Genomic DNA, 26,192 nt, shown 5'->3' on the forward strand with positions numbered 1-26,192 from the left:
GGTTTTGGTTCGTCTAAAAAGCCTGCGGCCCCCTTGGAGAAGCAGGCTTATGAAATCGCTGTCCGACGTAAAGTTCTCGACCCTCGACCTGGTGCCCGTGCGGGCCAATGGCAGTCCGGCGCAGTCGCTGCGCAATTCCCTGGACCTGGCCCAACATGTGGAAAAGTTCGGCTACAACCGTTTCTGGGTGGCCGAACACCACAACATGGACGGCATCGCCAGCTCCGCGACCTCGGTGCTGCTGGGGTACCTGGCCGGTGGCACTTCGACCATTCGTGTCGGTTCCGGTGGCGTGATGCTGCCCAACCACGCGCCCTTGGTGATCGCCGAGCAGTTCGGCACTCTGGAGAGTCTCTACCCTGGCCGTATCGACCTCGGCCTGGGCCGTGCGCCCGGCTCTGATCAAATGACCGCCCGCGCCCTGCGCCGCGAGCGTTCCGGCAGCGCCGATGAATTCCCGGAAGATGTCGCCGAGTTGATGGCCTACCTCGGCCCACGCACGCCCGATCAACGGATCATTGCCGTACCGGGTACCGGCACCAATGTGCCCGTGTGGCTGCTGGGTTCCAGCCTGTTCAGCGCACAGCTGGCTGGGGAGCGCGGCTTGCCCTACGCCTTCGCTTCGCACTTCGCACCACGCCTGATGCATGAGGCGATTCGCGTGTACCGCAACCACTTCAAGCCTTCAGCCGTGCTGGACAAACCCTACGTGATGCTCGGCATTCCGTTGGTGGCGGCGGACACCGATGAACAGGCCGACTACCTGGCCACCTCCGTGTATCAACGCATCCTGGCGCTGATGCGCGGGCAAAGCCTGGTGCAGCGCCCACCGGTGAAAACCATGGACGGCCTGTGGCTGCCCCATGAGAAAGACGCAGTGGGTAGCTTCCTCGGCCTGGCCATGGTCGGTAGCCCGGCGAAGATCCGCGCCAAACTGGAGGTGTTGATCGAGCAGACCGGCGCTGATGAGCTGATCTTCACCTGCGACCTGTACGAACACGCCGACCGGATTCATTCCTACGAGTTACTGGCGCAGTTGATGAAGGGCTAAAACCTTCAGGCGAAAAAAAACCGACGCGCTTGCGTCGGTTTTTTATGTCTGCAACACGGGATTAACCGCGCTTGTAGGCAATTTCCTTGGTACCACCTTCGCAGCTGCCGACCACGGTGTGATCGCTCGGCGCAGCGCCTTGGTCTACCACTTCCAGCGAATAACCCGAAGCGCCCTTGGCGTCGATTTTCGCTGCAATTTCGCTTTTCAGCTCGTCACAAGGCTTGCCCGCCGCCAGGGCTGTGCCTGCAATGCTCAACAAACCTACCGCTAACAGGAACTTCTTCATCCGTTACTTTCCTTGCGCTGATCTAAAAGAGCGTGCCGACGCGCGTGGCGTCGGCACCCATTGGTTGTAGCGCAGGTTATGGCAATCGGCCAGTCGGCAAGTTCAACCGAGGTGATCAACTACTGGCAATACGGAACCCCACTTTGAGGGTGACTTGGAAGTGTGCCGCCTTGCCATCCTTGATATGACCACGGGTTTCGGTCACCTCGAACCATTCCAGGTGCTTGATGCTTTTGTTGGCTTCGGCCAAGGCATTGTTGATCGCGTCTTCAATGCTGGTGGCAGACGAGCCGACCAATTCGACTTTCTTGTAGGTGTGATGATCACTCATGGCAGTTCTCCTAAGGGTCGTTAAGCAAGCGTAGCAGTCAATGTTCGTACTGCTTCTGGCGACCATTCCTACTCGAAAGTTCAGATTTACTGCACTTTCTGAAACGGCCGCAGTCGGTATCTACACACGCCACTCAATCATTTCAGGAGAGTCCACATGGCCAACACTTCTTTACGCAAAGCGTCGCTGGAAAGCATGGAAGCCGAGATTTCGAGCCTGCTCAAGTCACTTGAGAGCCTCAAGGACGATGCGTCCGACGAGTCGCGCAAAACGCTGAAGGCCCTGAAAAGCAATGCCGAGAATGCCCTCAAGCACTCCCGTCATCTGATCAGCGATGCCTACGAAGAAAGCAAAGTCAAAATCCGCGAAACCGGTGTTGCAACCCGCGATTACGCACAAGAGCACCCATGGACCACAGCCGGCGTCGCTGTCGGTGCACTGGGCCTGCTGGCAGCCTACCTGCTGTGCAAACGCGGTGACTGATAGTTTTACCGGCCAGGCTGGCGTAACAGCTCAGCCTTGAGCCATTGCGCCAGTTGCCCGGCGCGCCCGTCTGCGGCGCGCTTGGGTAGCCACAACGCCAGGTGCGCCGGGGTTTTGCTGAAACCCCACGGCGCCACCAGGCGACCCGCGCGCAGGTCCTCTGCCACCAGCGGTTCTGGCGCAATCGCAACACCTAATCCTGCCACCGCTGCCTCCAGCAAATAATACAAATGCTCGAACCCCTGGCCGTGTTTCAACGCGTCGGGCGCAATGCCGTGTTGCTGCGCCCAACTGGGCCAGGCTTGCGGGCGAGACGTGGTGTGTAACAACGCTTCATCACACAAGGCCTGGGCGGGTGCCTGGCGCAAGCGCTCGTAGCCGGCAAACCGTGGGCTCATCACCGGGCCGATGCGTTCACTGGCCAATTCATACACCTGCATGTCGGCGGGCCAGGGTGGCTCGGCGAACACCAGCAGGGCATCCAGTCCTGGGCGGCGAGGATCGAGATCACCGTCACCCGCCGACAGGTGCAGGCGCAGGTCCGGCAGGTCCGCGTTCAAACGTCCCAGGCGTGGGATCAACCAACGCGCCAGCAAGCTGCCCGAACAGCCAAGCACGAAAGGTGCATCGGCACTGGCCTGGGTCAGCTCTGCACACACATCCCGCAACCGCTCGAACGCTTCGGCACTGGCATCGCGCAGGCGAACACCTGAATCTGTGAGTTTAAGGCCGCGCCCATCCTTGACAAACAAACTCACCCCCAAGTGCTCCTCCAGCACCTTCAATTGTCGGCTGACGGCGCCGTGGGTCACGTGCAATTGCTCGGCGGCCTGGCTGACGCTGTTCAGCCGCGCGGTGGCTTCAAAAGCGCGCAAGGCATTGAGGGGAGGAAGGTCTCGGCTCATCTGTGAGTTTTCCTGACAGGTTTCGGCGATCTTATCGGTTTTCAGCACCAGATGTGAGGGGTAGAGTGGCCGTCATTGCCTCTCACACGAATTATTTCCTGGAGCGCCCCATGACTCAGTCCCAGACCGATCTGCGCAACGGCCCTGACGCCAACGGCCTGTTTGGCGCGTTCGGCGGCCGCTACGTCGCTGAAACCCTGATGCCGTTGATCCTCGACCTGGCCCGCGAATACGAAGCGGCCAAGGAAGATCCTGCATTCAAAGAAGAATTGGCCTACTTCCAACGCGATTATGTCGGTCGTCCAAGCCCGCTGTATTTCGCCGAGCGCCTGACCGAGTTCTGCGGCGGCGCCAAGATCTACCTCAAGCGCGAAGAGCTGAACCACACCGGCGCGCACAAGATCAACAACTGCATCGGCCAGATCCTGCTGGCCCGGCGCATGGGCAAGAAACGCATCATCGCCGAGACCGGCGCCGGCATGCACGGCGTGGCCACTGCCACCGTGGCTGCACGCTTCGGCCTGCAATGCGTGATCTACATGGGCACCACCGACATCGAGCGCCAGCAGGCCAACGTGTTCCGCATGAAGCTGCTGGGCGCGGAAGTGATCCCGGTGGTAGCCGGCACCGGCACCCTGAAAGACGCGATGAACGAAGCCCTGCGTGACTGGGTGACCAACGTCGACAGCACCTTCTACCTGATCGGCACCGTGGCCGGCCCGCACCCGTACCCTGCGATGGTGCGCGACTTCCAGGCCGTGATCGGCAAGGAAACCCGCGACCAGTTGCAAGCCCAGGAAGGCCGCCTGCCGGACAGCCTGGTGGCGTGCATCGGCGGTGGCTCCAACGCCATGGGCCTGTTCCACCCGTTCCTGGACGACACCAGCGTCGAGATCATCGGCGTTGAAGCGGCCGGCCACGGCATCGAGACCGGCAAGCACGCCGCCAGCCTCAACGGTGGCGTACCCGGCGTACTGCACGGCAACCGTACGTTCCTGCTGCAGGATGACGACGGCCAGATCATCGACGCCCACTCCATCTCCGCAGGCCTGGATTACCCTGGCATCGGCCCGGAACACGCCTGGTTGCACGACATCGGTCGCGTCCAGTACACCTCGGTGACCGACGACGAAGCCCTGGACGCGTTCCACAAGTGCTGCCGCCTGGAAGGCATCATTCCTGCCCTGGAAAGCGCCCACGCCCTGGCCGAAGTGTTCAAACGCGCACCGACCCTGCCGAAGGATCACCTGATGGTGGTTAACCTGTCTGGCCGTGGCGACAAAGACATGCAGACCGTGATGCACCATATGGAAACCGCCAAGCAGGAGAAACACTGATGAGCCGCCTGCAAACCCGCTTCGCACAACTTAAAGAACAGAATCGCGCCGCGCTGGTGACCTTCGTCACGGCCGGCGACCCGGGTTATGACACTTCGCTGGCGATCCTCAAGGGCTTGCCAGCCGCTGGTGCCGACGTGATCGAGTTGGGCATGCCCTTCACCGATCCAATGGCGGACGGCCCGGCCATCCAACTGGCCAACATCCGCGCGCTGGAAGCCAAGCAGAACCTGGTAAAAACCCTGCAGATGGTCCGTGAGTTCCGCCAGGACAACCACGACACGCCTCTGGTGTTGATGGGCTACTTCAACCCGATTCACAAATACGGCGTGCCGGCATTCATTGCCGATGCCAAGGAAGCGGGCGTGGATGGCCTGATCGTGGTCGACATGCCGCCCGAGCATAACGGCGAACTGTGCGACCCGGCCCAGGCCGCTGGCATCGACTTTATCCGCCTGACCACGCCAACCACCGACGATGTGCGCTTGCCGACAGTGCTGAATGGCAGCTCCGGTTTTGTGTACTACGTGTCGGTGGCCGGTGTGACCGGTGCTGGCGCTGCGACCCTGGAGCACGTCGAAGAAGCCGTGACCCGCCTGCGTCGCCATACCGACCTGCCGATCAGCATCGGTTTTGGTATCCGCACACCGGAACAAGCAGCGGCCATTGCCCGCCTGGCCGACGGTGTGGTGGTGGGTTCGGCGCTGATCGACCACATCGCCAACGCCAGCGACGACCAGCAAGCCATCGATGGCGTGTTGGGCTTGTGTGCAGCGCTGTCGGAAGGCGTGCGTAACGCACGTAAGTAAGGGCCCCGTAAGCAGTAGGTAAAGTTCCTGATACAGAGGAATCAACCCGCTCGGGCACGGCCTAAACAGCAAGACCAAGGGATTTCGAACCTCGTTCGAAATCCCTTTTTTGCTTGTGTGCCCTGAGGAATACCCGATGAAAATGCCTAAATCCGTGATTGCAGGCCTTGGCGTGCTGGTGCTTGGCGCCAGTGCCCTGGTGCAGGCCGCGCCGTATGACCAAGGCGGCCCCGACCGTGGCGGCCCGCAAGGCCAGCACGAACAACGTGGCGACGACCATCGCGGCCCGCAGGACAACCGTCGCGGCGGCCCGCCCCAGGACTTCGGCCCGGTTCGGCAGATCATCCACGACAACCACGGCCAGTTCGCCCGTGGCGCACCGCCACCGCCAAACGTGCGCCTGGTGCGTGGCCAGCCGCTGCCCCGCGGCTACTACGGCGAACGCCTCGACAACCGCGCCCTGGCACGCCTGCCGGTGTATCCCGGTTATGAATGGCGCCGTTCGGGGCCTGACGTGGTGTTGATCGCCGTGGGTACGGGCATCGTCTACGAGATCCTCGACGGCGTGCTCAACTGAAACCCACCCACTGTAGGAGCCGTCTTGCCGGCGATGGCGGTCTTGAGGGCGCTATCGCCGGCAAGCCGGCTCCTACAAGGTGGGGCTGTGGTTATTTGAGTTCGATGCGTTCGACTTTGCCTACGAGCAACACGTAGGACAGCGCCCCGAGCAACGCCAGCACCGCGATATAGGTAATCGCCGGTGCAAACGAATCGCCACTGGCCAGAAAGCCAATCACGATCGGCGTGGCAATCGCCGACAGGTTGCCGATGAAGTTGAACACCCCACCGGTCAGCCCCAACAGGCGGGCCGGTGCCAGGGTCGACACCAGCGACCAGGTGATCGACGCCAGGCCATTGCCAAAGAACGCCACCGCCAGGAACGCAATCACCCACGCCGTCGAGTCCACGTAGTTGGCGCCGATGATCGCCGTGGAAATCAGCAGCCCGCCGATGATCGGCAACTTGCGGGCAAAGCCCACCGACGCGCCACGACGAATCAGCCAGTCGGAAAAGATCCCGGAACACAGCACGCCGACAAATGCCGCGAGGAATGGTAATGACGCCAGCAAGCCGGACTTGATGAAGTCCATGCCGCGGTATTTCACCAGGTAGGTCGGGAACCAGGTCAGGAAGAACCACAGCGTGGAGTTGAGGCAGAACTGCCCCAGGTAGATGCCCCACAGCTTGCGCTTGCTCAACACGATGCCCAAGTCGACCCAACTGAAGGGCGTCTTGGCAGCTTTTTCCTGCATATCAACCAAACCGCCACCTTCACGGATCAGGTCGATTTCAGCGGCGTTCGCGCCTTTGAAGTCTTTCGGTTCGCGGTACACCGCGTACCAGATAACTGCCCACAGGATCCCCACGCCACCAGTCGCGACAAACACCATGTGCCAGCCAAATGCATGCTGCAGCCAGGCCAGTACCGGCGTCAGGAATGCCAGCCCGACAAACTGCCCGGAGGTATAGACGCCAATCGCCGTGGCGCGCTCGCGCTCAGGGAACCAGGTGGTGACTACGCGGCTGTTGATCGGATAGGCCGGGGCCTCTAAAGCCCCTACCGCCATGCGCAACACAAACAGCGCGATAAAGCTGGCCGCGAAGCCGAGCATGACGGTGGCGATAGACCACAACAGCAGCGCCGCCGTGTAGAGAATACGCGGCGGCACGCGGTCCACCAGCCAACCGCCGGGAATCTGCATGGCGGCGTAGGTCCAGCCGAACGCAGAGAAAATCAGCCCGACGTGCACCGGGTCGATCCCCAGTTCACTGGTCAGGGCCGGGGCGGCGATGGACAGGTTGCTGCGGTCGAGGTAGTTGATCACCACGGTGATGAACAGCAGCACCATGATGAAGAAACGCTTTCTGGTAGGCGTGACTAAAGATGCCTGCCCGGTGAAGGATTCAGGGTGCATGGGGGGTGCCTCTTCTTATGCTTATTGAGGTATGGATCAACTTGTAGGAGCCGGCTTGCCGACGACACCGGCAGTGGCTGATCCACCGCAATCGCCGGCAAGCCGGCTCCTACCGGTAAGCGGTGCTTACCACTCGGCGAAGCTGCCGTCGGCGTGGCGCCAGATCGGGTTGCGCCAGCGGTGGCCGATAGCCGCGCGTTCGATCACGTATTCCTCATTGATCTCAATACCCAGCCCCGGCCCATTAGGGATCTTCACAAAGCCCTGGTCATAGTCGAACACGCCCGGGTCGCGCACGTAGTCGAGCAGGTCGTTGCTCTCGTTGTAGTGAATGCCCAGGCTTTGCTCCTGGATAAACGCGTTGTAGCAAACCGCGTCCAGTTGCAGGCACGCCGCCAGGGCAATCGGGCCCAGCGGGCAGTGCAGGGCCAGCGCCACGTCGTAGGCTTCGGCCATGTTGGCGATCTTGCGGGTTTCGGTGATGCCACCGGCGTGGGACGCATCCGGCTGGATGATGTCGACGTAACCTTCGCTGAGCACACGCTTGAAGTCCCAGCGCGAGAACAGGCGCTCGCCCAGGGCAATCGGCGTGCTGGTCAGCGGTGCGAGTTCTTTCAGCGCTTCGTAGTTTTCGCTGAGCACCGGCTCTTCGATGAACATTAGTTTGTACGGGTCGAGTTCCTTCATCAGCACCTTGGCCATGGGCTTGTGCACGCGGCCATGGAAGTCGACGCCGATGCCGACGTTGGGGCCGACCGCATCACGCACGGCGGCGACGTTGGCCAGGGCCAGGTCGACCTTTTCGAAGCTGTCGACGAACTGCAGCTCTTCGGTGCCGTTCATTTTTACCGCCGTGAAGCCACGGGCCACGGCCTCTTTGGCGGCGCGGGCGGTGTCGGCGGGGCGGTCGCCGCCGATCCATGAGTACACGCGGATCTTGTCGCGCACCTGGCCACCGAGCAAGTCGCTGACGGACACACCGAGGGCCTTGCCCTTGATGTCCCACAACGCCTGGTCGATACCGGCGAGGGCGCTCATGTGCACGGCGCCGCCGCGATAAAAGCCGCCGCGATAGAGCACGGTCCAGATGTCTTCAATGTTGCGCGGGTCTTTGCCGATCAGGTAGTCGGACAGTTCTTCAACGGCAGCCGCCACGGTGTGAGCGCGGCCTTCGACCACGGGCTCACCCCAGCCGGTCACGCCCTGGTCGGTCTCGACCTTGAGGAAGCACCAGCGCGGCGGGACGATAAAGGTCGTCAGTTTGGTGATTTTCATCTGTTATCTCTCTTATAGATGCGGCGCCTGTGGGCGCGAAACTTGATTCAGTTCAGGGCTTTCCAGGCGGCGACATAAGCCTGGGCGCGGCTCGCTACCTGATCCACGGTCATACCCGGTTTGAACAACCCGGAACCCAACCCGAAGCCTTTCGCGCCGGCGTCGGTGAACACCTGCATGTTGTCCGGGGTAATGCCGCCGACCGGCAGCAGCAAAGTGCCTGCCGGCAATACCGCCAGCCACGCCTTGATCACCGCCGGGCCCATTTGCTCGGCCGGGAACAGCTTCAAAACGTCGGCGCCTTCGGCCAATGCGGCGAAGGCTTCGGTCGGCGTCGCCACACCCGGCGACAGGAACAGGCCTGCGGCTTTGGCGGCGCGCAACACCTTGGCATCGCTGTGAGGCATTACGATTACCTGACCACCGGCAGCCTTCACCTGCTCGACTTGCTCAAGCGTCAACACCGTGCCGGCACCGATCAGGCAATCGGCGGGCAGGCTGTCGCGCAGGGTGCGGATACTGGTGTAGGGATCAGGCGAATTCAGCGGGACTTCGATCACCCGAAACCCCGCCTGGTACAGCACCTGGCCGACAGCCTGGGCTTCGTCCGGGCGAATGCCGCGCAGGATGGCGATCAAACCGTTTTGCGCGAGTGCTTGCTTGAGCATGTCAGGCCTCCAGTACAGGTTGAGTGAGCCCGGCCGCTACGGCCAGTTGCCACAGGCCACGCTCGGTGGCTTCCTGTGCCAGGCTGACGTGGGCAAAGCCGCAAAGGGCGAGGGCGCGTTGATAGCGGGCGCAGAGGGGAGCGGCGCCGACCAGGACGATCGGCTGGTGTTTTGCGCTGTCGGGCAGACCGGCGAGTTCATGGCCGATAAGCAAGCCGGACAGGTAATCGGGCTGTTGGTCAGGGGCGAGTTCGCCGGTGAGCCCCAGGGTGCGTGCGCTGAACAGGGTCGACAGCACACCGCGCTGGCCGTCCTCTGACAGCGCCACCTGCACGCCTCGGTCAAAGGCGTCGGCCTGGAATCGATCGCTGGGTTGCTGGGTGCGTCCGAGAATGCTGTGTTTACTCAGTACGGCGAACAGCTCGCCAGTCATGAAGGTGTCGAAATGAGTAATGCAGCCTTCGACCACCTCGACCCACTTGGAATGGCTGCCGGGCAGGCCGATCAACCCATCGGCGCCCAGCCCTTGCAGTACGCCCAGCACTTGGGTTTCTTCGCCACGCATCACGTTGGGCAAGCCGACCTGCTCGATCACGCCTGGCACGATGTGCACATCGACCCCACGCAAACTGCGCACGCGGTGCAGGGCCTGGCCCAGGCTCGCCACGTCGATCGGGGTGTTGCGATAGGCCGCTTCGCTCCAGCCCTGGGCGCTGCCGACCATGCCACAGGCAATTACCGGTAACCCCGGCTGGCCGTCGAGCCAATCCCCGCACGCCGCATCGAACGCCAACTCGAAGCCATCGCTGCAGCGCACGCCGGCAATGTCCCGGGGTTCGCTGGGCAAATGCATGATGCCCCACCCCAGCGAGCGCTGTTCCAGCACCACGCCGGCGGGGCCGAGTTTATAAGCACGAAGGGAGCTGGTTCCCCAATCGAGCGCGATCAATTGCGCCTGCATCGCTTCACCTGAGTTCTGAGCGGATGCAGCGAATATAAACCTACGTGAACAGAAGTCTCAATATATAAATATCAATCCCATATTTAGGGACACCATTTAAGAAAAGGCTGACAGGTTCAGCTCCCGCATCGCCCCCATCCAGACGGCATAGTCAGTGTGGTCCTTCAGGTCATCACCGGTTTCCGGGTGCAAAAAAACCACCAGGCCATTGCGATGGATCACCAGCCACGGCAGCACCACGCCGATGTATTCCGGCTCGAACGCCAGCTGGCAGCTCCAGTCCGGGTGCGGGCCCACCGGGCGTTCGTGCACGCGCCCCATGCGCAACGGGAAAAGTTTGGCGGCGTCTTCGCACAAGGTGCGCGCCTGGTCGATCGTGTGTGCGTCGAAGTAGATATGGGCGTGGTAACCCTTGATACGTTGCATGACGGCCTCCGGATCCAATATGCGCCAGATGCTAGACCGCAATCGACGGCAGGGCCAGCCCGGTCAAGGACTGCGCGCTGCTGGCTTGCTCGGCCACCAGCCAGTCGACAAACCGTTCCACCAACTGCCCCCGGCGTTTGCGCTGGGGCTGCACCACGTAATAGCCAAAACGCGAGATCACCGTGTCGTTGATCGGCCGGCAGAGCCAGTTCTGCTCCAGCAGGTTGTCCACCAAATGGCGCCAGCCAATGGCCACGCCCTGGCCGGCAATCGCGGCTTGAATCAATAGGGTGTAGTTATCAAAGCGCAGTTGCCCGGGCGTAGGTGCGCTGGCGATGCCCAGTTCGCGAAACACACCGCTCCAGTCGAACCACTGGCTGTTGTTTTCCTGGCGCAGGTGCAACAAGGGAAAATCGTGCAAATTTTGTACAGACAGTGGGCTGGCCTGTGCCTTGAGCCACTGCGGGCTGCACACCGGGAACACTTCCTCGTTAAATAGCCACAGGCTGTCGCCTTGCTTGAAACGACCGTCGCCAAACAGCACCGCCACATCAATGTCGCTGCGCAAGGTCGCGTGGTTGCGTTCGCTGGTGACCAGGCTCACATCCACCTGGGGGTTCGCCGCGTGAAATCGATGCAGGCGCGGCATCAGCCAATAGGCAGCGAAGGCGAAGTCGGTGGCCACTTGCAGCACTTCGTGCTGATCCTGCTGGGTGATCGCACTGAGGCCCGCGTTGATGGCCTGCAAACCGCCCTGCACATGCTCGAACAGCAAGGCGCCAGCATCGGTGAGTTCGATGCCACGGTAGATGCGATCAAACAGGCGGATCGCCAGTTGTTCTTCCAGGCGCTTGATCTGCTGGCTGATGGCCGGCTGGGTGGTGCCCAGCTCCATCGCTGCGGCGGTAAAGCTGCGATGACGGGCTGCCGCTTCAAAGGCACGCAGCAAATCGAGGGACAGGTCACCAAGGGCTTCATACATAAGCTGTGCTTATCCTAGACATTGCTTTTCAGGGGCTTTACCCCATTTTGCATGGACTGCATGCTCATTCGCATAAACACCGCCTATGGAATGCCGATAGATCATGAAGCGCAAGAACATTCTTTTCATCATGGCCGATCAAATGGCCGCGCCGTTGCTTCCGTTCTACGGTTCTTCGCCTATCAAACTACCGAATTTGAGCCGCCTCGCCGCACAAGGCGTGGTGTTCGATGCCGCCTATTGCAACAGCCCGCTGTGCGCACCGTCGCGCTTCACCCTGGTGAGTGGCCAGTTGCCGAGCAAGATCGGCGCCTACGACAACGCGGCTGATTTCCCCGCCGATGTGCCGACCTATGCCCACTACCTGCGCCGCCTCGGCTATCGCACCGCGTTGTCGGGCAAGATGCACTTCTGTGGTCCCGACCAGTTGCATGGCTACGAAGAACGCCTGACCAGCGACATCTACCCCGCCGACTATGGCTGGGCGGTGAACTGGGACGAGCCGGACGTACGGCCCACTTGGTACCACAACATGTCGTCGGTGCTGCAAGCCGGACCGTGCGTGCGCACCAACCAGCTGGATTTCGACGAAGAGGTGGTGTTCAAAGCCCAGCAATACCTGTTCGACCATATCCGCGAAGACGGCGACCAGCCGTTCTGCTTGACGGTGTCGATGACCCACCCTCATGACCCGTACACCATTCCCAAGCCGTTCTGGGACCTGTACGAAGACGCCGACATCCCTTTGCCTACGACCCCTGCGCAAGGCGATCTCGACCCACACTCCCAGCGCCTGCTCAAGGTCTACGACCTGTGGGACAAGCCGCTGCCTGTGGATAAGATCCGCGACGCACGCCGTGCCTATTTCGGCGCGTGCAGCTACATCGACAGCAATGTCGGCAAGCTGCTGCAGACCCTGGAAGACACCGGCCTGGCCGATGACACCCTCATCATCTTCTCCGGCGACCACGGCGACATGCTCGGCGAGCGGGGCCTCTGGTACAAAATGCACTGGTTTGAAATGGCCGCCCGCGTACCGCTGCTGATCAGTGCGCCAGGGCAATTCGCGGCGGGCCGCGTCAGCAAAGCCGTGTCCACCGCCGACCTGCTGCCGACCCTGGTGGAATTGGCCGGCGGCGAGCTCGACCCGCGCCTGCCGCTGGACGGCCGCTCGCTGGTCCCGCACTTGCGAGGGCAGGGCGGACACGACGAAGTCTTTGGGGAATACATGGCCGAAGGCACCATCGGCCCGCTGATGATGATTCGCCGTGGCGCCTACAAATTCATCTACAGCGAAGACGACCCTTGTCTACTGTTCGATGTACACAACGACCCTCGGGAGCAGGAAGAACTCAGCCAGTCGCCGCAGCATCAGGCGCTGTTTGCAGCCTTCCTGGACGAGGCGCGGGCCAAATGGGACATCCCGGCGATCCACCAGCAGGTGCTCGCCAGCCAACGTCGCCGTCGTCTGGTGTTTGAAGCACTGACCCAGGGCAAGCTGAAGAGCTGGGATCACCAGCCACTGGTGGACGCCAGTCAGCAATACATGCGCAACCATATCGACCTCGACGACCTGGAGCGCAAGGCACGTTATCCACAACCCTGCCAAAACCAATAACACTGAGGGAAGGCCATGCAAAAGTTAACTGTGATGCTGGGGCTCCTGGCGCTGGGAAGCGCCAATGTTTACGCAGACGCCAGTTGTGAAACGGTAAAGATGGCCGATCCGGGCTGGAGCGACATCGCGGCCACCAATGCCATCACCGGTTTCCTCCTGACGGGCATGGGCTACAAACCCAAGGTCGACACCCTGGCGGTGCCGATTACGTTTGGCGGGCTCAAGGACGGCCAGGTGGATGTGTTCCTGGGCAACTGGATGCCGGCGCAGCAGGGCTTCTATGACAAGTTCGTGGCCAATGGCGACGTGGTGCAACTGGCGAAGAACCTCGACGGCACCGAGTTCACCCTCGCCGTGCCCGACTATGTATGGGACGCCGGCGTGCATGACTTTGCCGACCTGAATAAATTCGCGGACAAGTTCGACAAGAAGATCTACGGCATCGGCTCCGGCGCGCCGGCGAATATTTCGTTGCAGGAAATCATCAAGAAAAACGACTTCGCGCTCGGCCAGTGGAAGTTGGTGGAGTCCAGCGAACAAGCGATGCTCGCCGAAGTGTCGCGCGCCGTTAAAAAGCAGAAGTTCGTGACCTTCCTCGGCTGGACCCCGCACCCGATGAACGTGCAGTTGAAAATGCACTACCTCAAAGGCGGCGAGAAATATTTTGGTGACACCGGCAGCGTGTATACCTTGACCCGCAAGGGCTATGCACAAGCCTGCCCGAACGTAGGAAAGCTGCTGACCAACCTGAGTTTTACCCAGGAAATGGAAAACAGCATCATGGCCGAGGTAGCCAACAACAAGGTCAGCAATGCCGATGCGGCGAAGGCGTGGATCAAGGCCAACCCGGCGGTATTGGATAAGTGGCTGGATGGCGTGAAGACCGTAGAGGGTAAGGATGCGCTGGCCGCTGTAAAAGCCAAACTCTGAATGCAACATCACCCCCTGTAGGAGCCGGCTTGCCGGCGAAGCACTCGAAAACGCCGCGTTTTTTCAGACAACCCGCGTTATCGTTAGCCACCTTCGCTGGCAAGCCAGCTCCTACAGTATTTCGAGCAGCCCGATGCCCCGGCCCAACCGCCATACACTTTTCCCCTTCCTCGCCTGGCTCCCGCGCCAGACCCGCGCCAGCGTTGGCCGGGATGCGATGGTGGGCCTCAGTGGCGCGGTTCTCGCCTTGCCACAGTCAATTGCCTACGCGCTGATCGCCGGTCTCCCACCCGAATACGGCCTATACGCCGCGATCATCCCAGTGCTGATCGCCTGCCTCTGGGGTTCGTCCTGGCACCTGATCTGCGGCCCCACGGCGGCGATTTCCATTGTGCTCTACGCCAGCGTCAGCCCGCTGGCCGTGCCGGGCTCACAGGACTACATCACCCTGATCCTGTTGCTCACCTTCCTCGCCGGGGTTTTCCAGTGGCTACTGGGCATGCTGCGTTTTGGCGCGCTGGTGAATTTTGTCTCCCATTCGGTGGTGCTCGGTTTCACCCTGGGCGCCGCGGTGGTGATCGCCCTGGGACAGTTGCCCAACCTGTTGGGGCTGGACCTACCGAGCCAGGCCACGGCAATCAATAGCCTGCTGGCACTGATCCACCATAGTGGCGAATGGGATCATGCCTCACTCACTCTCGGGCTCGGTACCTTGCTGGTTGGCGCACTGCTCAAATACCTCGTACCGCGCTGGCCGACCCTGTTGATCGCCCTGGCACTGGGCAGCCTGGTGGCGTGGCTGTGGCCGGCGATGTTCGGGCATGTGGCGCTGGTCAGTTCGTTTATCGGTAAACTGCCGCCGTTCAGCCCGTTGCCGATGGACCTGGACGTGATCCTGCGCCTGCTGCCGAGCGCCGTGGCGCTGGGCATGCTGGGGTTGGTGACCAGCCTGTCGATTGCCCGCTCGCTGTCGGCGCGTTCGCAGCAATTGCTCGACGCCAATCAGGAAGTGCGTGCGCAGGGCTTATCCAACATCGTTGGCGGATTTTTCTCCGGGTATTTGTCAGCCGGTTCGTTCACACGCTCTGGTCTCAGCTACGAGGCGGGCGCCTGTTCGCCGTTGGCGGGCGTGTTTTCCGCATTGTGGGTGGCACTGTTTGCGCTGTTTGGCGCGGCATTGATCGCCCATATTCCGATCCCGAGCATGGCAGCGAGCATCTTGCTGATCAGTTGGGGGCTGGTGGACCGTCGCGGTATTCGCGCTTTATTCCGCGTCAGTCGCGCCGAATTCGTGGTGATGGGCCTCACCTGCGTCGCCACCTGGCTGCTGGAGCTGCAAACAGCGATTTATGCCGGGGTACTGGCGTCGCTGTTTTTCTACCTCAAGCGCACGTCGCAGCCACGGGTTCAGCAATGGCGCGATGGTGATGAGGATGTGCTGCGAGTGGGCGGTTCGATCTTTTTCGGCGCCAGCCACTACCTGCAAGTGCGCCTGCAAAGCCTGCAGGGCGAACGGGTGGTGATCGAGGCGCAGCAGATCAACTTTATCGACTATTCCGGGGTGGAGATGCTGCACCAGGAGGCGCGGCGCTTGCGGGGGTTGGGGCGCAGCTTGACGTTGCGTCGGGCGCGGCCACAGGTCGTTGAAGAACTTAAGAAGCTGGAGGGGGCCGACAAGTGCCCGCTCCATTTCGAAGACTGAACCCAACCCCTGTAGGAGCTCGGCTTGCCGGCGATAGCGCCCGCGAGGTCAGTACACGTCTTGAGGGCCAATCGCCGGCAAGCTGGCTCCTACAATGTCCGTGCCCGTGCCAGCGCTATGTCAAGCCAACTGGCGGCGCAGTTCAGCCAATACGGGCGCCGAATCCGGGCGCACACCGCGCCACAGGAAGAAGGCCTCCGCCGCTTGCTCAACCAGCATGCCCAGGCCATCCATTGCCACGGCTGCGCCTTGTTCGTTGGCCCAGCGGCAGAACGCGGTCGGCTCCTTGGCGTACATCATGTCGTAGCAAAACGTCTTGCCCGGCTCGATCAGGCTGCCGGCAATCGGCGGTACATCGCCTGACAAGCTGGCGGAGGTGGCATTGATGATCACGTCCACCGGCTCACGCAGCCAGTCGAAACCACTGGCGGACACCGGGCCAAGATCATCGAACAACTCGGCGAGTAGTTCGGCCTTTTCCACGGTTCGATTGGCGATGATCAGCGAAGCGGGCTGTTCGGCCAACAACGGTTCCAAAGCGCCGCGCACCGCGCCTCCGGCGCCCAACAACAGGATGCGTTTGCCTTGCAGGCTCAACCCGGCGTTGACCGTGAGGTCGCGCACCAGCCCGGCGCCGTCGGTGTTGTCGCCCAACAGACTGCCATCGGCCAGCTTGCTCAGGGTGTTCACCGCGCCCGCGCGTTGGGCGCGTTCGGTCAAGGTATTGGCCAAGCGGAAGGCGTCTTCCTTGAACGGTACGGTGACGTTCGCACCACGGCCTTGTTGAAAAAACTCACGGGCGCAGCCGGTGAAATCCTCCAAGGGCGCCAGCAAGGTGCTGTAGTCCAGTTGCTCGCCCGTCTGCTCGGCGAACATCCGGTGGATCAGCGGTGACTTACTGTGGCCGATGGGATTGCCGAAGACGACATAACGGTCCATCAGACAGCCGCCTTGGGCGCGGCAACGCCCAGCCAGTCGCGGTCTTGCAGGAAGTAGTCGGTGAGGCGTGCCTCTTCGCTGCCGGCCTGGGCCTTCCAGTCATAGCTCCAGCGCACTTGCGGCGGCAGCGACATCAGGATCGACTCGGTGCGCCCGCCCGACTGCAGGCCGAAGAGGGTGCCACGGTCATAGACCAGGTTGAATTCTACGTAGCGGCCACGACGGAATTCCTGGAATTCGCGCTGCTGCTCGGTGTAGGCGGTGGCCTTGCGGCGCTGCACGATCGGCAGGTAAGCGTCGATGTACGCGTCGCCGATGGCGCGGATGAAGGCGAAGCAGGTATCAAAGTCCCATTCGTTCAGATCATCGAAGAACAGGCCGCCGATGCCGCGCGGTTCGTTGCGGTGCTTGATGTGGAAGTAGGTGTCGCACCAGGCCTTGTAGCGCGAATACACGTCCGGTCCGAACGGCGCACAGGCCTGCTCGGCAACGCGGTGCCAGTGGATGCAGTCTTCTTCGTTGCCGTAGTAAGGCGTCAGGTCGAAACCGCCGCCGAACCACCACACCGCCTCTTCGCCTTCTTTTTCGGCGATGAAAAAACGCACATTGGCGTGGGAAGTCGGCACATGAGGATTGTGTGGGTGGATCACCAGCGACACGCCCAGGGCCTCAAAACCACGGCCGGCCAGTTCAGGCCGATGCGCGCTGGCGGACGGTGGGAGGCCGCTGCCAAACACGTGGGAAAAGTTAACGCCGCCTTTTTCGATCACCGAGCCGTTTTCGATCACACGGGTGCGACCACCGCCACCGGCAGGCCGGGTCCAGGCGTCTTCGATAAAGCGAGTGTCCGTCTCGAAGGTTTCCAGGGCGCTGCAAATACGGTCTTGCAGGTCAAGCAGGTAGGCCTTTACAGCCTCGGTGCGGGTAGTCATGGCATCACCTTGAATCGGGCAAAGCTACGCGAGGCCATTGGGCGTCGGCGGCAAATGGGCGCACAGGATACCACTGCACCCCGTTGCGCCGCAGTTGACGAAGATCAAGCTTAGGAGTGGGATAGGGGGCTACGCGAATTCGACCCAAGGAGAAGGCAGATGGCAAAACGTATCCAGTTCAGCGCCCATGGCGGCCCCGATGTACTTGAGTATGTGGACTACACGCCGGCCGAGCCGGGCCCGCAGCAGGTTCGCGTGCGCAACGAGGCGATCGGCCTCAACTTCATCGACACCTATTTCCGCAGCGGCCTGTATGCGCCACCCGCGTTGCCATCGGGGTTGGGCGCAGAGGGCGCTGGCGTAGTCGACGCTGTCGGTAGCGAAGTCACCCAATTCAAGGTCGGCGACCGCGTGGCCTACGGCAGCGGCCCGCTGGGCGCCTACAGCCAACTGCATGTGTTGCCCGCCGCCAACCTGGTGCACCTGCCAGACGACATCAGCTTCGAACAAGCCGCCGGCGCCATGCTCAAGGGCCTGACCGTGCAGTACCTGTTGCGCCAGACCTATGAACTCAAAGGCGGCGAAACCATCCTGTTCCATGCCGCCGCAGGTGGCGTGGGCTCCCTGGCCTGCCAATGGGCCAAGGCCCTGGGCGTCAAGCTGATCGGGACCGTGAGTTCGCCGGAAAAAGCCGCGCTGGCCAAATCCCTCGGCGCCTGGGAAACCATCGACTACAGCAAGGAAGACGTCGCACAGCGCGTGCTGGAATTGACCGACGGCAAAAAAGTCCCGGTGGTGTATGACGGTGTCGGCAAGGACACCTGGCTGACCTCGCTGGACAGCGTAGCGCCGCGTGGGCTGGTGGTGAGCTTCGGCAATGCGTCAGGCGCAGTGGACGGGGTGAACCTGGGGATCCTGTCGGCCAAGGGCTCGCTGTACGTCACCCGGCCAACCCTGGCGACCTACGCCAACAACCCACAGAACCTGCAGGCGATGGCCGATGACCTGTTCTCGATGATCAAGAGCGGGAAGGTGCGCATTGATATCAACCAGCGCTACCCGCTGGCGGAAGCGGCGAAGGCACAGACGGAGTTGTCGGGGCGGCGCACGACGGGGTCGACCATTCTGTTGCCGTAAGGCTTCAGGGTGCTATCGCCGGCAAGCCGGCTCCTACAGCGACTGTGAGCTTTCTGTAGGAGCCGGCTTGCCGGCGATCAGCCACACCTCGGTCTCAAGAAGGCCGCACCACCTCACCCGTCACCAGATCGCGAATCAGGCTCGGGTTCTTGCGCCCACCCAGGGCGCCACCCAACACCAGGTCCACTTGGCCACGGAAGTATTGCTCCACGCGAATCCGCGTGCGCGCCGCCGGGCGGCCCTGCGGGTTGGCCGAAGTAGAAATCAACGGTCCCACCAGTGAGCACAAGTCGCGCACCAATGGATGGTCCGTCACGCGCAGCGCCACGGTGTCGTGCACACCCGTTACCCATTCCGGCAGCAAATCCTGATGCGGTACCAGCCAGGTGTTCGGCCCCGGCCAGGTGCTGGCCATGCGGTCGATCCAATCCTGCGGGAAGTCTTCAAACAGGAAGTCGAACTGGCGAATGTTGTCCGCCACCAGGATCAGGCCCTTGTCCACCGAACGGTTCTTGATGGCGAGCAAACGGTCCACTGCTTCTTCGTTCCACGGGTCGCAGCCCAAGCCCCAAACCGCTTCGGTTGGATAGGCAATCACTGCGCCTGCGCGAATTTCTCGTGCGGTTTCCAGCACACGCCACCGGTTGACCATTGTTCACTCTCCAGACTAAAGCTCTGCGCAGTTTACCGATCTTCGTTACAAAACCTAGCAGCGCGCAAGCCAGCGTCCGCTTTCGCAGATGACCTGGCCTTCGAGCTCAAGCTCGGTCAGGGTCGCCAACACCTGGGACAACGGCCGCCCACTGGCAATCGACAGCGCCTCACTGGTGTGGGGTGCCGCGTGCAGCAGCGCCACCAGCGGATGCACGACAGGGATCGGCGTCGGGCGGGACAGCGCCTGCCAGCCGCGCAACCCTTCAAGAATGTGCTCGATGGTTTCCACCAACATCGCACCGTCGCGGATCAACTGATGACAGCCCTTGGCGCCGGGATGGTGGATGGAACCCGGAATGGCATACACCTCCCGTCCCTGCTCGGCCGCCAGTTTCGCGGTGATCAGCGAACCGCTGGCCATGCTGGCTTCCACCACCAGCACGCCCAGGGACAGGCCACTGATGATGCGGTTACGCCTGGGGAAGTTGCCGGCCTGGGGCGGAGCGTCCAGGGGAAACTCGGAAACCACGGCGCTGCCTTGGTCAATCATCGCCGCTGCCAACCGTTTGTGGCGCTGTGGATAAAAATTTTCAAGCCCGGTGCCGAGCACGCCGATTGTCTGGCCGCCCACGTCCAATGCCGCTTGATGGGCGGCGCCGTCAATGCCCAAGGCCAGGCCGCTGGTGATGACAAAACCCGCGCTCGCCAAACTGCGGGAAAACGCAGCCGCGGTGTCCATGCCAGGACGGGATGCACGACGGCTGCCCACTATCGCCAGTTGCGGTTTTTCCAGGATCAGAGGGTCGCCGGCAACGAATAACAGCGGTGGCGCGTCATCTATCTGGGCGAGCAACGCGGGGTACTCCGGCTGGTCCCACATCAGCAAATGCTGGCCCGGGCACGCCAGCCAGGCCAATGCCGCACTGGCACCGTCGCGGATTTCATGACTGCGCCGGGCATCGGCACTGGTGGCAGGCAAGCCCAGTGAACGCCAGGCACTGGCGGGGGCGCTGATCGCCTTCGACGCAGAGCCGAACGCTTCGATCAGTAGGTGAAAACGTTTCGGACCCAGTTCCGGCAGCCTGTGCAAGCGTAGTCGGGCTTCCATTTCTGACGGGGATATTTCATGACTGTTTATCGGATTCATTGGATCGTCCTTGACCAGAACAAGCTGTGGATAACTCTGTTGGTAACTTATTTAGCAGGCTATTTATTGTGTTTGATGAGCAGTCTCGAAACGGTCCATCACCGCCAAGGGTCGTGAGGCACTGAGCACTAGGCCGTAACTGAGCTTTTCGTAGGTGCGAAACACCAGCAGGGTGCCGGCGCGCTCATCGGGAAGTGCCACCGGGGCACCAGTGAGGGTGTCGCGGACGGTGGCGCCGGTCTTGATCACGCTGAGCAGTTGGCCTTCGGCCAGGCCATCGCGGCGACCTCTGTTGAGGGTGACGGTATCGAGCACGCCGATCTGGGTGACGCCTTTGGGGATATCGATGATTTTCCCTTCCACAAAAGCCGCGCTTGGCTTGCGCGAAAAAGTCGCCGGGTCGACGGGAGACTCCGCGCGTAACAGGCGGTCGCCGGGGCGCACCTCTTGGGTGACCCGCTGTACGGCCAGGGTCGTCAGGTCGCCGGCGACGACAAATTGCGCCGTGCCGATGTCGTCGGCATTGATGCCCAGCAGTTCCTGGGTCTGAGGGTCGGTATAGACCTTACCGCGTCGGAATATTCCGTAATGGGGTTGGGAAGGTTCCAGGTTGCCTCGGGCATACACCCGCTCACCGTTAGCCCCCAGCACACGCCCTGCATCGGCGGCGATAATGTAAGGGGCGTTGTCCAGATCCTGGGGCGAATCAAGAATGCGGTTATGCAGTAAAAAGCGCTGTATGGCCTGTTGCGTCGGTTGATCCAGACGCTGGACGGGCTGGGGCAGCAGGGCCAGGGCAAGCGGGGCCCACAGCAGCAAGACGAGTAGCGATTTCCTCATGGGGTGAATCTCCTTTATTATGTGCGTTCGCGTGAAATGCCAGGGCCTTCGCGGCTTAGGGACGTTTCACACCGGCTGTCTGGGTCCATCCCAACGCCGATTTGCCTCTACCTCACATGTGCAGCAATTACGCTTATGGCTATTTTGAACATCCTCGAATTCCCCGACTCGCGCCTGCGCACGATCGCCAAACCGGTGGCCGTAGTGGACGACAAGGTTCGTCAGTTGGTCGATGACATGTTTGAAACAATGTATGAAGCCCCGGGCATCGGCCTCGCCGCGACCCAGGTCAACGTGCATCTGCGCGTCGTGGTCATGGACCTGTCGGAAGATCGCAGCGAACCGATGGTGTACATCAACCCAGAGTTCGAACCGCTGACCGACGAGATGGGTGAATACCAGGAAGGCTGCCTGTCGGTGCCGGAGTTCTACGAGAGCGTCGAACGCCCGCTGCGCGTGAAGATCAAGGCCCTGGACCGCGACGGCAAGCCGTTCGAGCTGATTGCCGAAGGCCTGCTGGCGGTGTGCATCCAGCACGAATGCGACCACCTCAACGGCAAGCTGTTTGTCGACTACCTGTCCACGCTCAAGCGCGACCGGATCAAGAAGAAGCTGGAAAAAAAGCATCGCCAGCAAGCTTGATGCCCTTCTTCCAAAGGCTTGCTGCGGCAAGCCTTTTTCTTTTGTGACTGCTTTTAACCGAGAACTCCCATGACCGAGCCACTGCGCATTGTTTTTGCCGGTACCCCCGAATTTGCCGCCGAACACCTCAAGGCGCTGCTTGCCAGCCCTTATGACATCGTCGCGGTGTACACCCAGCCGGATCGCCCGGCCGGTCGCGGGCAAAAACTGATGCCGAGCCCGGTCAAGCAGTTGGCGCTGGAGCACAACATTCCCGTGCTGCAACCGCCGACCTTGCGCAATGCCGAGGCCCAGGCCGAACTGGCGGCGCTCAAGCCAGACCTGTTGGTGGTCGTTGCCTACGGCTTGATCCTGCCGCAAGGGGTACTGGATATCCCACGCCTGGGCTGCATCAACAGCCATGCCTCGCTGCTGCCACGCTGGCGCGGGGCGGCGCCGATCCAGCGGGCCGTGGAAGCCGGCGACAGCGAAAGCGGCGTGACCGTGATGCGCATGGAGGCTGGCCTGGACACCGGCCCGATGTTGCTGAAAGTCACCACCCCGATCACCGCCGCAGACACCGGCGGCAGCCTGCACGACCGCCTTGCCGAGCTGGGCCCGCCTGCCGTGATCCAGGCCATTGCCGGCCTGGCTGCCGGCACCCTGGAAGGTGAAGTCCAGGACGACAGCCTGGCAACCTACGCCCACAAACTCAACAAAGACGAAGCGCGCATCGACTGGAGCCGCCCGGCCGTGGAGCTGGAACGCCTGGTACGCGCCTTCAACCCGTGGCCGATCTGCCACAGCACGCTTAATGGCGAAGCCTTGAAAGTGCTGGCCGCCAGCCTGGCCGAAGGCAAAGGCGCGCCCGGTGAAATCATCGGCGCCAGCAAGGACGGCCTGTTGGTCGCTTGCGGCGATCAGGCGCTGTGCCTGACCCGTCTGCAATTGCCCGGGGGCAAGGCGCTTAATTTCAGCGATTTGTTCAACAGCCGTCGTGAGAAATTTGCCCTGGGCACCGTCCTTGGGGTGATCGCCCAATGAACCCGCGTCTGGCCGCCGCCAAGGCTCTCGCCGCCGTCCTCAACGGCAAGGCGTCGCTGAACAGTTCATTGCCGACCCAGCTGGACAAGGTTGAAGACCGCGATCGCGGTTTCACCCAGGACCTGGCCTTTGGCACAGCGCGCTGGCAGCCACGCTTGTCGGCGCTGGCGGCCAAGCTGCTGCAGAAGCCGTTCAAGGCCGCCGATGCGGATGTCGAGGCGCTGCTGCTGGTGGGCCTGTATCAGTTGCTCTATACCCGCGTCCCCGCTCACGCCGCGATCGGCGAAACGGTCGGTTGCGCCGACAAGCTGAAAAAACCTTGGGCCAAAGCCCTGCTCAATGCCGTGCTGCGCCGCGCCCAGCGCGAAAGCGAAGCACTGCTGGCCGAATTGGAACATGACCCGGTGGTGCGCACCGCCCATCCGCGCTGGCTGCAAAAGTCCCTGAAGGCGTTCTGGCCTGAGCAGTGGGAAGCCATTTGCGCGGCGAACAACGCGCACCCGCCGATGATCCTGCGGGTCAACCGTCGTCACCACCGCCGTGACGCCTACCTGCAATTGCTCGCCACCGCCGGCATCAATGCCACGGCGTGCGTGTACAGCGTCGACGGCATCGTGCTCGAAGCGGCCACCGATGTGCGCAGCCTGCCGGGCTTTGCCGAAGGCTGGATCAGCGTGCAGGATGAAGCGGCGCAACTGGCTGCCGACCTGCTCGACCTGGCGCCCCGCCAACGCGTGCTGGATGCCTGCTGCGCGCCGGGCGGCAAGACCTGCCACATCCTTGAAGTGCAACAAGACCTCGCCGGTGTGGTGGCTGTCGACCTGGAAGCCAAGCGCCTCGTACGCGTGCGCGAAAACCTCGCTCGCCTGGGCCTCAGCGCCGAACTGATCGCCGCCGACGGCCGCGACACCGCCACCTGGTGGGACGGCAAACCGTTCCAGCGCATCCTGCTCGATGCGCCGTGCTCCGCCACTGGGGTGATCCGTCGCCACCCGGACATCAAGCTCACCCGCCAACCCGACGACATCGCCGCGCTGGCCGTATTGCAAGGCGAGTTGCTCGACGCGCTGTGGCCAACCCTGGAAGTCGGCGGCATCCTGCTCTATGCCACCTGCTCCACGTTGCCGACGGAAAACACCGAGGTGATCGAAGCCTTCCTCGCCCGCACCAGCGGCGCCCGGGAGTTGGACCTTGCCACCACGGCCGGCATCAAGCAGCCCCATGGCCGCCAATTGCTCGCGCAAGAAGGCGGACACGATGGCTTCTACTACGCCAAACTGATCAAGATCGCCGCCGCGCGCGGCTGAATGGTTTTAAGGGAGTGACCGGATGAAAATCATCATCCTTGGGGCAGGGCAGGTCGGCGGTACGCTGGCCGAACATTTGGCCAGTGAAGCCAACGACATCACCGTGGTCGACACTGATGCCGAGCGCCTGCGCAACCTCGGCGACCGCCTGGACATCCGCACGGTGCAGGGTCGCGCGTCGTTTCCAACCGTGCTGCGCCAGGCCGGCGCCGACGATGCCGACATGCTCGTCGCCGTGACCAACAGCGACGAAACCAACATGGTCGCCTGCCAGGTCGCCCACACCCTGTTCCACACCCCGACCAAAATCGCCCGTGTACGTGAAGCGGCCTACCTGACCCGCGCCGGCCTGTTCGACAACGACGCGATTCCCGTCGACGTGCTGATCAGCCCGGAACAAGTGGTCACCCATTACATCAAGCGCCTGATCGAAATCCCCGGCGCCCTCCAGGTGATCGACTTTGCCGGCGGCAAGGCGCAACTGGTCGCGGTAAAGGCCTATTACGGCGGCCCACTTGTGGGGCAGCAACTGCGTCAGTTGCGCGAGCACATGCCCAATGTGGAAACCCGCGTAGCCGCGATTTTCCGTCGTGACCGCCCGATCCTGCCCCAGGGCGATACGGTGATCGAGGCTGACGACGAAGTATTTTTCATCGCCGCCAAGGCGAATATTCGCGCAGTCATGAGCGAAATGCGCCGCCTCGACGAGACCTACAAACGCATCGTCATCGCGGGGGGAGGGCAGATCGGCGAGCGCTTGGCCGAAGCCATCGAAAGCCGCTACCAGGTCAAGATCATCGAGATGAGCCCGGCACGTTGCCGGCATTTGTCCGATACCCTCGACAGCACCGTCGTACTGCAAGGCAGCGCCTCGGACCGCGACCTGCTGATGGAAGAAAACATCGCCGACGCCGATATCTTCCTGGCCCTGACCAACGATGACGAAGCCAACATCATGTCGTCATTGCTGGCCAAGCGGCTGGGCGCGAAAAAGGTGATGACCATCATCAACAACCCGGCTTATGTGGACTTGATCCAGGGTGGCGATATCGACATCGCCATCAGCCCGCAACTGGCCACCATCGGCACCTTGCTCGCCCACGTGCGCCGTGGCGATATCGTCAGCGTGCACTCCCTGCGCCGGGGCGCGGCGGAAGCCATCGAGGCGATTGCCCACGGCGACTCGAAGTCGAGCAAAGTGATCGGCAAGGCCATCCGCGACATCGGCTTGCCGCCGGGCACCACCATTGGCGCGATCATTCGTGATGAAGAAGTGATCATCGCCCATGACGATACGGTGATTGAAACCGGGGACCATGTGATCCTGTTTCTGGTGGATAAGAAACATATCCGCGATGTGGAGAAGTTGTTCCATGTGGGGCTGAGTTTTTTCTGATGACGCTATCGCCGGCAAGCCGGCTCCTACAGGGGGGGTTGTATGCTTGAGTCACTGGAGAAAATGCTCGCCAAGGGTGTGGATAACGCGCTACTGCGATTTGGCTTGGGCAAGGGTTATCTGGACGTGAAGGAAAACGCCAAGGCGGCGGAGCATTTGCAGAAGTGCGTCGAGTTTGATCCGAAGTATTCGGCGGCTTGGAAGCTTCTCGGCAAGGCGCAGTTGGGCTTGGAAGATCGTGCGGCGGCGCGACTGGCATGGGAGAAGGGCATTGAAGCGGCCCAGGCCCATGGTGATAAACAGGCCGAAAAAGAGATGACGGTGTTCCTGAAGAAACTCGACCGCCAACCTTGAGCCGATCCCTTGTGGGAGCTGGCTTGCCTGCGATGGCATCAACTCGGTTTAACTGAAAGACTGAATTGCCTGCATCGC

The 26,192-nt window shown here is 61.9% G+C and carries 28 protein-coding genes; 14 read left to right on the forward strand and 14 right to left on the reverse strand.

Going from position 1 to position 26,192, the window contains the following annotated elements; all coding sequences use genetic code 11:
- Positions 1-49: 49 nt before the first annotated feature.
- Positions 50-1,051, forward strand: coding sequence for an LLM class flavin-dependent oxidoreductase (locus AC0IYN_RS10215; protein ID WP_099493303.1), 1,002 nt, complete (start codon positions 50-52; stop codon positions 1,049-1,051).
- 61 nt (positions 1,052-1,112) lie between these two features.
- Here AC0IYN_RS10215 and AC0IYN_RS10220 read toward each other — a convergent pair whose 3' ends face one another.
- Both AC0IYN_RS10220 and AC0IYN_RS10225 read right to left on the reverse strand, forming a co-directional pair.
- The gene (locus tag AC0IYN_RS10220) at positions 1,113-1,340 is read right to left on the reverse strand and encodes a DUF1161 domain-containing protein (RefSeq protein ID WP_406596173.1); all 228 of its coding nucleotides are present in this window, start codon (positions 1,338-1,340) and stop codon (positions 1,113-1,115) included.
- A gap of 115 nt (positions 1,341-1,455) precedes the next feature.
- Positions 1,456-1,671, reverse strand: a complete 216-nt coding sequence (locus AC0IYN_RS10225; RefSeq protein WP_003187305.1) for a dodecin — start codon at positions 1,669-1,671, stop codon at positions 1,456-1,458.
- Positions 1,672-1,827: 156 nt separating this feature from the next.
- Between AC0IYN_RS10225 and AC0IYN_RS10230 the strand changes: the two genes are divergently transcribed.
- On the forward strand, positions 1,828-2,154 hold the full coding sequence (locus AC0IYN_RS10230; protein WP_003170746.1) for an ElaB/YgaM/YqjD family protein: 327 nt from the start codon (positions 1,828-1,830) through the stop codon (positions 2,152-2,154).
- Positions 2,155-2,159: 5 nt separating this feature from the next.
- On the opposite strand, the gene AC0IYN_RS10235 is transcribed toward AC0IYN_RS10230, so the two are convergent.
- Positions 2,160-3,059, reverse strand: a complete 900-nt coding sequence (locus tag AC0IYN_RS10235; RefSeq protein ID WP_406596174.1) for a LysR family transcriptional regulator — start codon at positions 3,057-3,059, stop codon at positions 2,160-2,162.
- Between the two features lie 110 nt (positions 3,060-3,169).
- Between AC0IYN_RS10235 and trpB the strand changes: the two genes are divergently transcribed.
- From trpB to AC0IYN_RS10250, 3 genes are all read left to right on the forward strand, one after another.
- On the forward strand, positions 3,170-4,396 hold the full coding sequence (gene trpB / locus AC0IYN_RS10240) for a tryptophan synthase subunit beta (RefSeq protein WP_078046223.1): 1,227 nt from the start codon (positions 3,170-3,172) through the stop codon (positions 4,394-4,396).
- Entirely contained in the window at positions 4,396-5,205 is an 810-nt protein-coding gene (trpA, locus tag AC0IYN_RS10245; protein ID WP_471841315.1) for a tryptophan synthase subunit alpha, read from the forward strand. Before trpB ends, trpA begins: the two co-directional genes overlap by 1 nt.
- 136 nt (positions 5,206-5,341) lie before the next feature.
- Entirely contained in the window at positions 5,342-5,782 is a 441-nt protein-coding gene (locus AC0IYN_RS10250) for an anti-virulence regulator CigR family protein (protein WP_028618615.1), read from the forward strand.
- A 91-nt stretch (positions 5,783-5,873) separates the two neighbouring features.
- On the opposite strand, the gene AC0IYN_RS10255 is transcribed toward AC0IYN_RS10250, so the two are convergent.
- The 6 genes from AC0IYN_RS10255 to AC0IYN_RS10280 form a co-directional block, all read right to left on the reverse strand.
- The gene (locus AC0IYN_RS10255; protein ID WP_406596176.1) at positions 5,874-7,181 is read right to left on the reverse strand and encodes an MFS transporter; all 1,308 of its coding nucleotides are present in this window, start codon (positions 7,179-7,181) and stop codon (positions 5,874-5,876) included.
- Positions 7,182-7,307: 126 nt separating this feature from the next.
- On the reverse strand, positions 7,308-8,456 hold the full coding sequence (dgoD, locus tag AC0IYN_RS10260) for a galactonate dehydratase (protein ID WP_003170741.1): 1,149 nt from the start codon (positions 8,454-8,456) through the stop codon (positions 7,308-7,310).
- Positions 8,457-8,503: 47 nt separating this feature from the next.
- Positions 8,504-9,124 (reverse strand): 2-dehydro-3-deoxy-6-phosphogalactonate aldolase, encoded by a 621-nt coding sequence (locus tag AC0IYN_RS10265; RefSeq protein WP_471841318.1) that lies wholly within the window; start codon positions 9,122-9,124, stop codon positions 8,504-8,506.
- A 1-nt stretch (position 9,125) separates the two neighbouring features.
- A complete protein-coding gene (locus AC0IYN_RS10270) occupies positions 9,126-10,085 on the reverse strand; it encodes a 2-dehydro-3-deoxygalactonokinase (RefSeq protein ID WP_471841320.1) in 960 nt (319 codons plus the stop codon).
- A gap of 96 nt (positions 10,086-10,181) precedes the next feature.
- Complete coding sequence (locus tag AC0IYN_RS10275; protein WP_457238822.1) at positions 10,182-10,511, reverse strand: DOPA 4,5-dioxygenase family protein; 330 nt, start codon at positions 10,509-10,511, stop codon at positions 10,182-10,184.
- A gap of 31 nt (positions 10,512-10,542) precedes the next feature.
- Positions 10,543-11,493, reverse strand: coding sequence for a choline sulfate utilization transcriptional regulator (locus AC0IYN_RS10280; protein ID WP_406596180.1), 951 nt, complete (start codon positions 11,491-11,493; stop codon positions 10,543-10,545).
- A 103-nt stretch (positions 11,494-11,596) separates the two neighbouring features.
- Here AC0IYN_RS10280 and betC point away from each other — a divergent pair, with 103 nt between their 5' ends.
- The 3 genes from betC to AC0IYN_RS10295 all read left to right on the forward strand — a co-directional run bounded on the left by betC (position 11,597) and on the right by AC0IYN_RS10295 (position 15,743).
- Entirely contained in the window at positions 11,597-13,111 is a 1,515-nt protein-coding gene (betC, locus tag AC0IYN_RS10285; RefSeq protein WP_457247983.1) for a choline-sulfatase, read from the forward strand.
- A gap of 15 nt (positions 13,112-13,126) precedes the next feature.
- Positions 13,127-14,041 carry a choline ABC transporter substrate-binding protein gene (choX, locus tag AC0IYN_RS10290; protein WP_406596182.1) on the forward strand — a complete coding sequence of 305 codons (915 nt, stop codon included), beginning with the start codon at positions 13,127-13,129 and terminating at the stop codon, positions 14,039-14,041.
- Between the two features lie 133 nt (positions 14,042-14,174).
- Positions 14,175-15,743 (forward strand): SulP family inorganic anion transporter, encoded by a 1,569-nt coding sequence (locus tag AC0IYN_RS10295; protein WP_406596183.1) that lies wholly within the window; start codon positions 14,175-14,177, stop codon positions 15,741-15,743.
- Between the two features lie 120 nt (positions 15,744-15,863).
- Here AC0IYN_RS10295 and aroE read toward each other — a convergent pair whose 3' ends face one another.
- Positions 15,864-16,682 carry a shikimate dehydrogenase gene (gene aroE / locus AC0IYN_RS10300; protein WP_406596184.1) on the reverse strand — a complete coding sequence of 273 codons (819 nt, stop codon included), beginning with the start codon at positions 16,680-16,682 and terminating at the stop codon, positions 15,864-15,866.
- Positions 16,682-17,614: an oxygen-dependent coproporphyrinogen oxidase gene (gene hemF, locus AC0IYN_RS10305; RefSeq protein ID WP_457247984.1), complete on the reverse strand. Its 933-nt coding sequence runs from the start codon at positions 17,612-17,614 to the stop codon at positions 16,682-16,684. Before hemF ends, aroE begins: the two co-directional genes overlap by 1 nt.
- Before the next feature lie 159 nt (positions 17,615-17,773).
- Between hemF and AC0IYN_RS10310 the strand changes: the two genes are divergently transcribed.
- Positions 17,774-18,751: a quinone oxidoreductase family protein gene (locus tag AC0IYN_RS10310; protein ID WP_099493292.1), complete on the forward strand. Its 978-nt coding sequence runs from the start codon at positions 17,774-17,776 to the stop codon at positions 18,749-18,751.
- Between the two features lie 94 nt (positions 18,752-18,845).
- On the opposite strand, the gene tsaC is transcribed toward AC0IYN_RS10310, so the two are convergent.
- The 3 genes from tsaC to AC0IYN_RS10325 all read right to left on the reverse strand — a co-directional run bounded on the left by tsaC (position 18,846) and on the right by AC0IYN_RS10325 (position 21,392).
- On the reverse strand, positions 18,846-19,403 hold the full coding sequence (gene tsaC, locus AC0IYN_RS10315; protein WP_003170728.1) for an L-threonylcarbamoyladenylate synthase type 1 TsaC: 558 nt from the start codon (positions 19,401-19,403) through the stop codon (positions 18,846-18,848).
- A gap of 54 nt (positions 19,404-19,457) precedes the next feature.
- Positions 19,458-20,552, reverse strand: coding sequence for a DNA-processing protein DprA (gene dprA / locus AC0IYN_RS10320; protein ID WP_457247668.1), 1,095 nt, complete (start codon positions 20,550-20,552; stop codon positions 19,458-19,460).
- A 63-nt stretch (positions 20,553-20,615) separates the two neighbouring features.
- Complete coding sequence (locus AC0IYN_RS10325; protein WP_458376148.1) at positions 20,616-21,392, reverse strand: peptidoglycan-binding protein; 777 nt, start codon at positions 21,390-21,392, stop codon at positions 20,616-20,618.
- 135 nt (positions 21,393-21,527) lie between these two features.
- Here AC0IYN_RS10325 and def point away from each other — a divergent pair, with 135 nt between their 5' ends.
- The 5 genes from def (at position 21,528) to AC0IYN_RS10350 (ending at position 26,114) form a co-directional block, all read left to right on the forward strand.
- Positions 21,528-22,034 carry a peptide deformylase gene (def, locus tag AC0IYN_RS10330; protein WP_457247666.1) on the forward strand — a complete coding sequence of 169 codons (507 nt, stop codon included), beginning with the start codon at positions 21,528-21,530 and terminating at the stop codon, positions 22,032-22,034.
- Between the two features lie 69 nt (positions 22,035-22,103).
- Positions 22,104-23,057 carry a methionyl-tRNA formyltransferase gene (gene fmt, locus AC0IYN_RS10335; protein ID WP_457239511.1) on the forward strand — a complete coding sequence of 318 codons (954 nt, stop codon included), beginning with the start codon at positions 22,104-22,106 and terminating at the stop codon, positions 23,055-23,057.
- Positions 23,054-24,364 (forward strand): 16S rRNA (cytosine(967)-C(5))-methyltransferase RsmB, encoded by a 1,311-nt coding sequence (gene rsmB, locus AC0IYN_RS10340; RefSeq protein WP_457247665.1) that lies wholly within the window; start codon positions 23,054-23,056, stop codon positions 24,362-24,364. The genes fmt and rsmB overlap by 4 nt, the downstream gene beginning before the upstream one ends.
- A 22-nt stretch (positions 24,365-24,386) precedes the next feature.
- The gene (gene trkA / locus AC0IYN_RS10345) at positions 24,387-25,760 is read left to right on the forward strand and encodes a Trk system potassium transporter TrkA (protein ID WP_065875588.1); all 1,374 of its coding nucleotides are present in this window, start codon (positions 24,387-24,389) and stop codon (positions 25,758-25,760) included.
- A 42-nt stretch (positions 25,761-25,802) separates the two neighbouring features.
- Positions 25,803-26,114, forward strand: coding sequence for a hypothetical protein (locus AC0IYN_RS10350; RefSeq protein WP_406596191.1), 312 nt, complete (start codon positions 25,803-25,805; stop codon positions 26,112-26,114).
- The last annotated feature ends 78 nt before the right edge of the window (positions 26,115-26,192 follow it).

This window comes from Pseudomonas sp. AC112 (assembly GCF_979253545.1).

Excerpts from the sequence above, each read along its gene's own strand:
- AC0IYN_RS10215 (WP_099493303.1), top strand. The coding sequence starts at position 50 with ATGAAATCGCTGTCCGACGTAAAGTTCTCGACCCTCGACCTGGTGCCC.
- AC0IYN_RS10220 (WP_406596173.1), bottom strand. The coding sequence starts at position 1,340 with ATGAAGAAGTTCCTGTTAGCGGTAGGTTTGTTGAGCATTGCAGGCACA.
- AC0IYN_RS10225 (WP_003187305.1), bottom strand. The coding sequence starts at position 1,671 with ATGAGTGATCATCACACCTACAAGAAAGTCGAATTGGTCGGCTCGTCT.
- AC0IYN_RS10230 (WP_003170746.1), top strand. The coding sequence starts at position 1,828 with ATGGCCAACACTTCTTTACGCAAAGCGTCGCTGGAAAGCATGGAAGCC.
- AC0IYN_RS10235 (WP_406596174.1), bottom strand. The coding sequence starts at position 3,059 with ATGAGCCGAGACCTTCCTCCCCTCAATGCCTTGCGCGCTTTTGAAGCC.
- trpB (WP_078046223.1), top strand. The coding sequence starts at position 3,170 with ATGACTCAGTCCCAGACCGATCTGCGCAACGGCCCTGACGCCAACGGC.
- trpA (WP_471841315.1), top strand. The coding sequence starts at position 4,396 with ATGAGCCGCCTGCAAACCCGCTTCGCACAACTTAAAGAACAGAATCGC.
- AC0IYN_RS10250 (WP_028618615.1), top strand. The coding sequence starts at position 5,342 with ATGAAAATGCCTAAATCCGTGATTGCAGGCCTTGGCGTGCTGGTGCTT.
- AC0IYN_RS10255 (WP_406596176.1), bottom strand. The coding sequence starts at position 7,181 with ATGCACCCTGAATCCTTCACCGGGCAGGCATCTTTAGTCACGCCTACC.
- dgoD (WP_003170741.1), bottom strand. The coding sequence starts at position 8,456 with ATGAAAATCACCAAACTGACGACCTTTATCGTCCCGCCGCGCTGGTGC.
- AC0IYN_RS10265 (WP_471841318.1), bottom strand. The coding sequence starts at position 9,124 with ATGCTCAAGCAAGCACTCGCGCAAAACGGTTTGATCGCCATCCTGCGC.
- AC0IYN_RS10270 (WP_471841320.1), bottom strand. The coding sequence starts at position 10,085 with ATGCAGGCGCAATTGATCGCGCTCGATTGGGGAACCAGCTCCCTTCGT.
- AC0IYN_RS10275 (WP_457238822.1), bottom strand. The coding sequence starts at position 10,511 with ATGCAACGTATCAAGGGTTACCACGCCCATATCTACTTCGACGCACAC.
- AC0IYN_RS10280 (WP_406596180.1), bottom strand. The coding sequence starts at position 11,493 with ATGTATGAAGCCCTTGGTGACCTGTCCCTCGATTTGCTGCGTGCCTTT.
- betC (WP_457247983.1), top strand. The coding sequence starts at position 11,597 with ATGAAGCGCAAGAACATTCTTTTCATCATGGCCGATCAAATGGCCGCG.
- choX (WP_406596182.1), top strand. The coding sequence starts at position 13,127 with ATGCAAAAGTTAACTGTGATGCTGGGGCTCCTGGCGCTGGGAAGCGCC.
- AC0IYN_RS10295 (WP_406596183.1), top strand. The coding sequence starts at position 14,175 with ATGCCCCGGCCCAACCGCCATACACTTTTCCCCTTCCTCGCCTGGCTC.
- aroE (WP_406596184.1), bottom strand. The coding sequence starts at position 16,682 with ATGGACCGTTATGTCGTCTTCGGCAATCCCATCGGCCACAGTAAGTCA.
- hemF (WP_457247984.1), bottom strand. The coding sequence starts at position 17,614 with ATGACTACCCGCACCGAGGCTGTAAAGGCCTACCTGCTTGACCTGCAA.
- AC0IYN_RS10310 (WP_099493292.1), top strand. The coding sequence starts at position 17,774 with ATGGCAAAACGTATCCAGTTCAGCGCCCATGGCGGCCCCGATGTACTT.
- tsaC (WP_003170728.1), bottom strand. The coding sequence starts at position 19,403 with ATGGTCAACCGGTGGCGTGTGCTGGAAACCGCACGAGAAATTCGCGCA.
- dprA (WP_457247668.1), bottom strand. The coding sequence starts at position 20,552 with ATGAATCCGATAAACAGTCATGAAATATCCCCGTCAGAAATGGAAGCC.
- AC0IYN_RS10325 (WP_458376148.1), bottom strand. The coding sequence starts at position 21,392 with ATGAGGAAATCGCTACTCGTCTTGCTGCTGTGGGCCCCGCTTGCCCTG.
- def (WP_457247666.1), top strand. The coding sequence starts at position 21,528 with ATGGCTATTTTGAACATCCTCGAATTCCCCGACTCGCGCCTGCGCACG.
- fmt (WP_457239511.1), top strand. The coding sequence starts at position 22,104 with ATGACCGAGCCACTGCGCATTGTTTTTGCCGGTACCCCCGAATTTGCC.
- rsmB (WP_457247665.1), top strand. The coding sequence starts at position 23,054 with ATGAACCCGCGTCTGGCCGCCGCCAAGGCTCTCGCCGCCGTCCTCAAC.
- trkA (WP_065875588.1), top strand. The coding sequence starts at position 24,387 with ATGAAAATCATCATCCTTGGGGCAGGGCAGGTCGGCGGTACGCTGGCC.
- AC0IYN_RS10350 (WP_406596191.1), top strand. The coding sequence starts at position 25,803 with ATGCTTGAGTCACTGGAGAAAATGCTCGCCAAGGGTGTGGATAACGCG.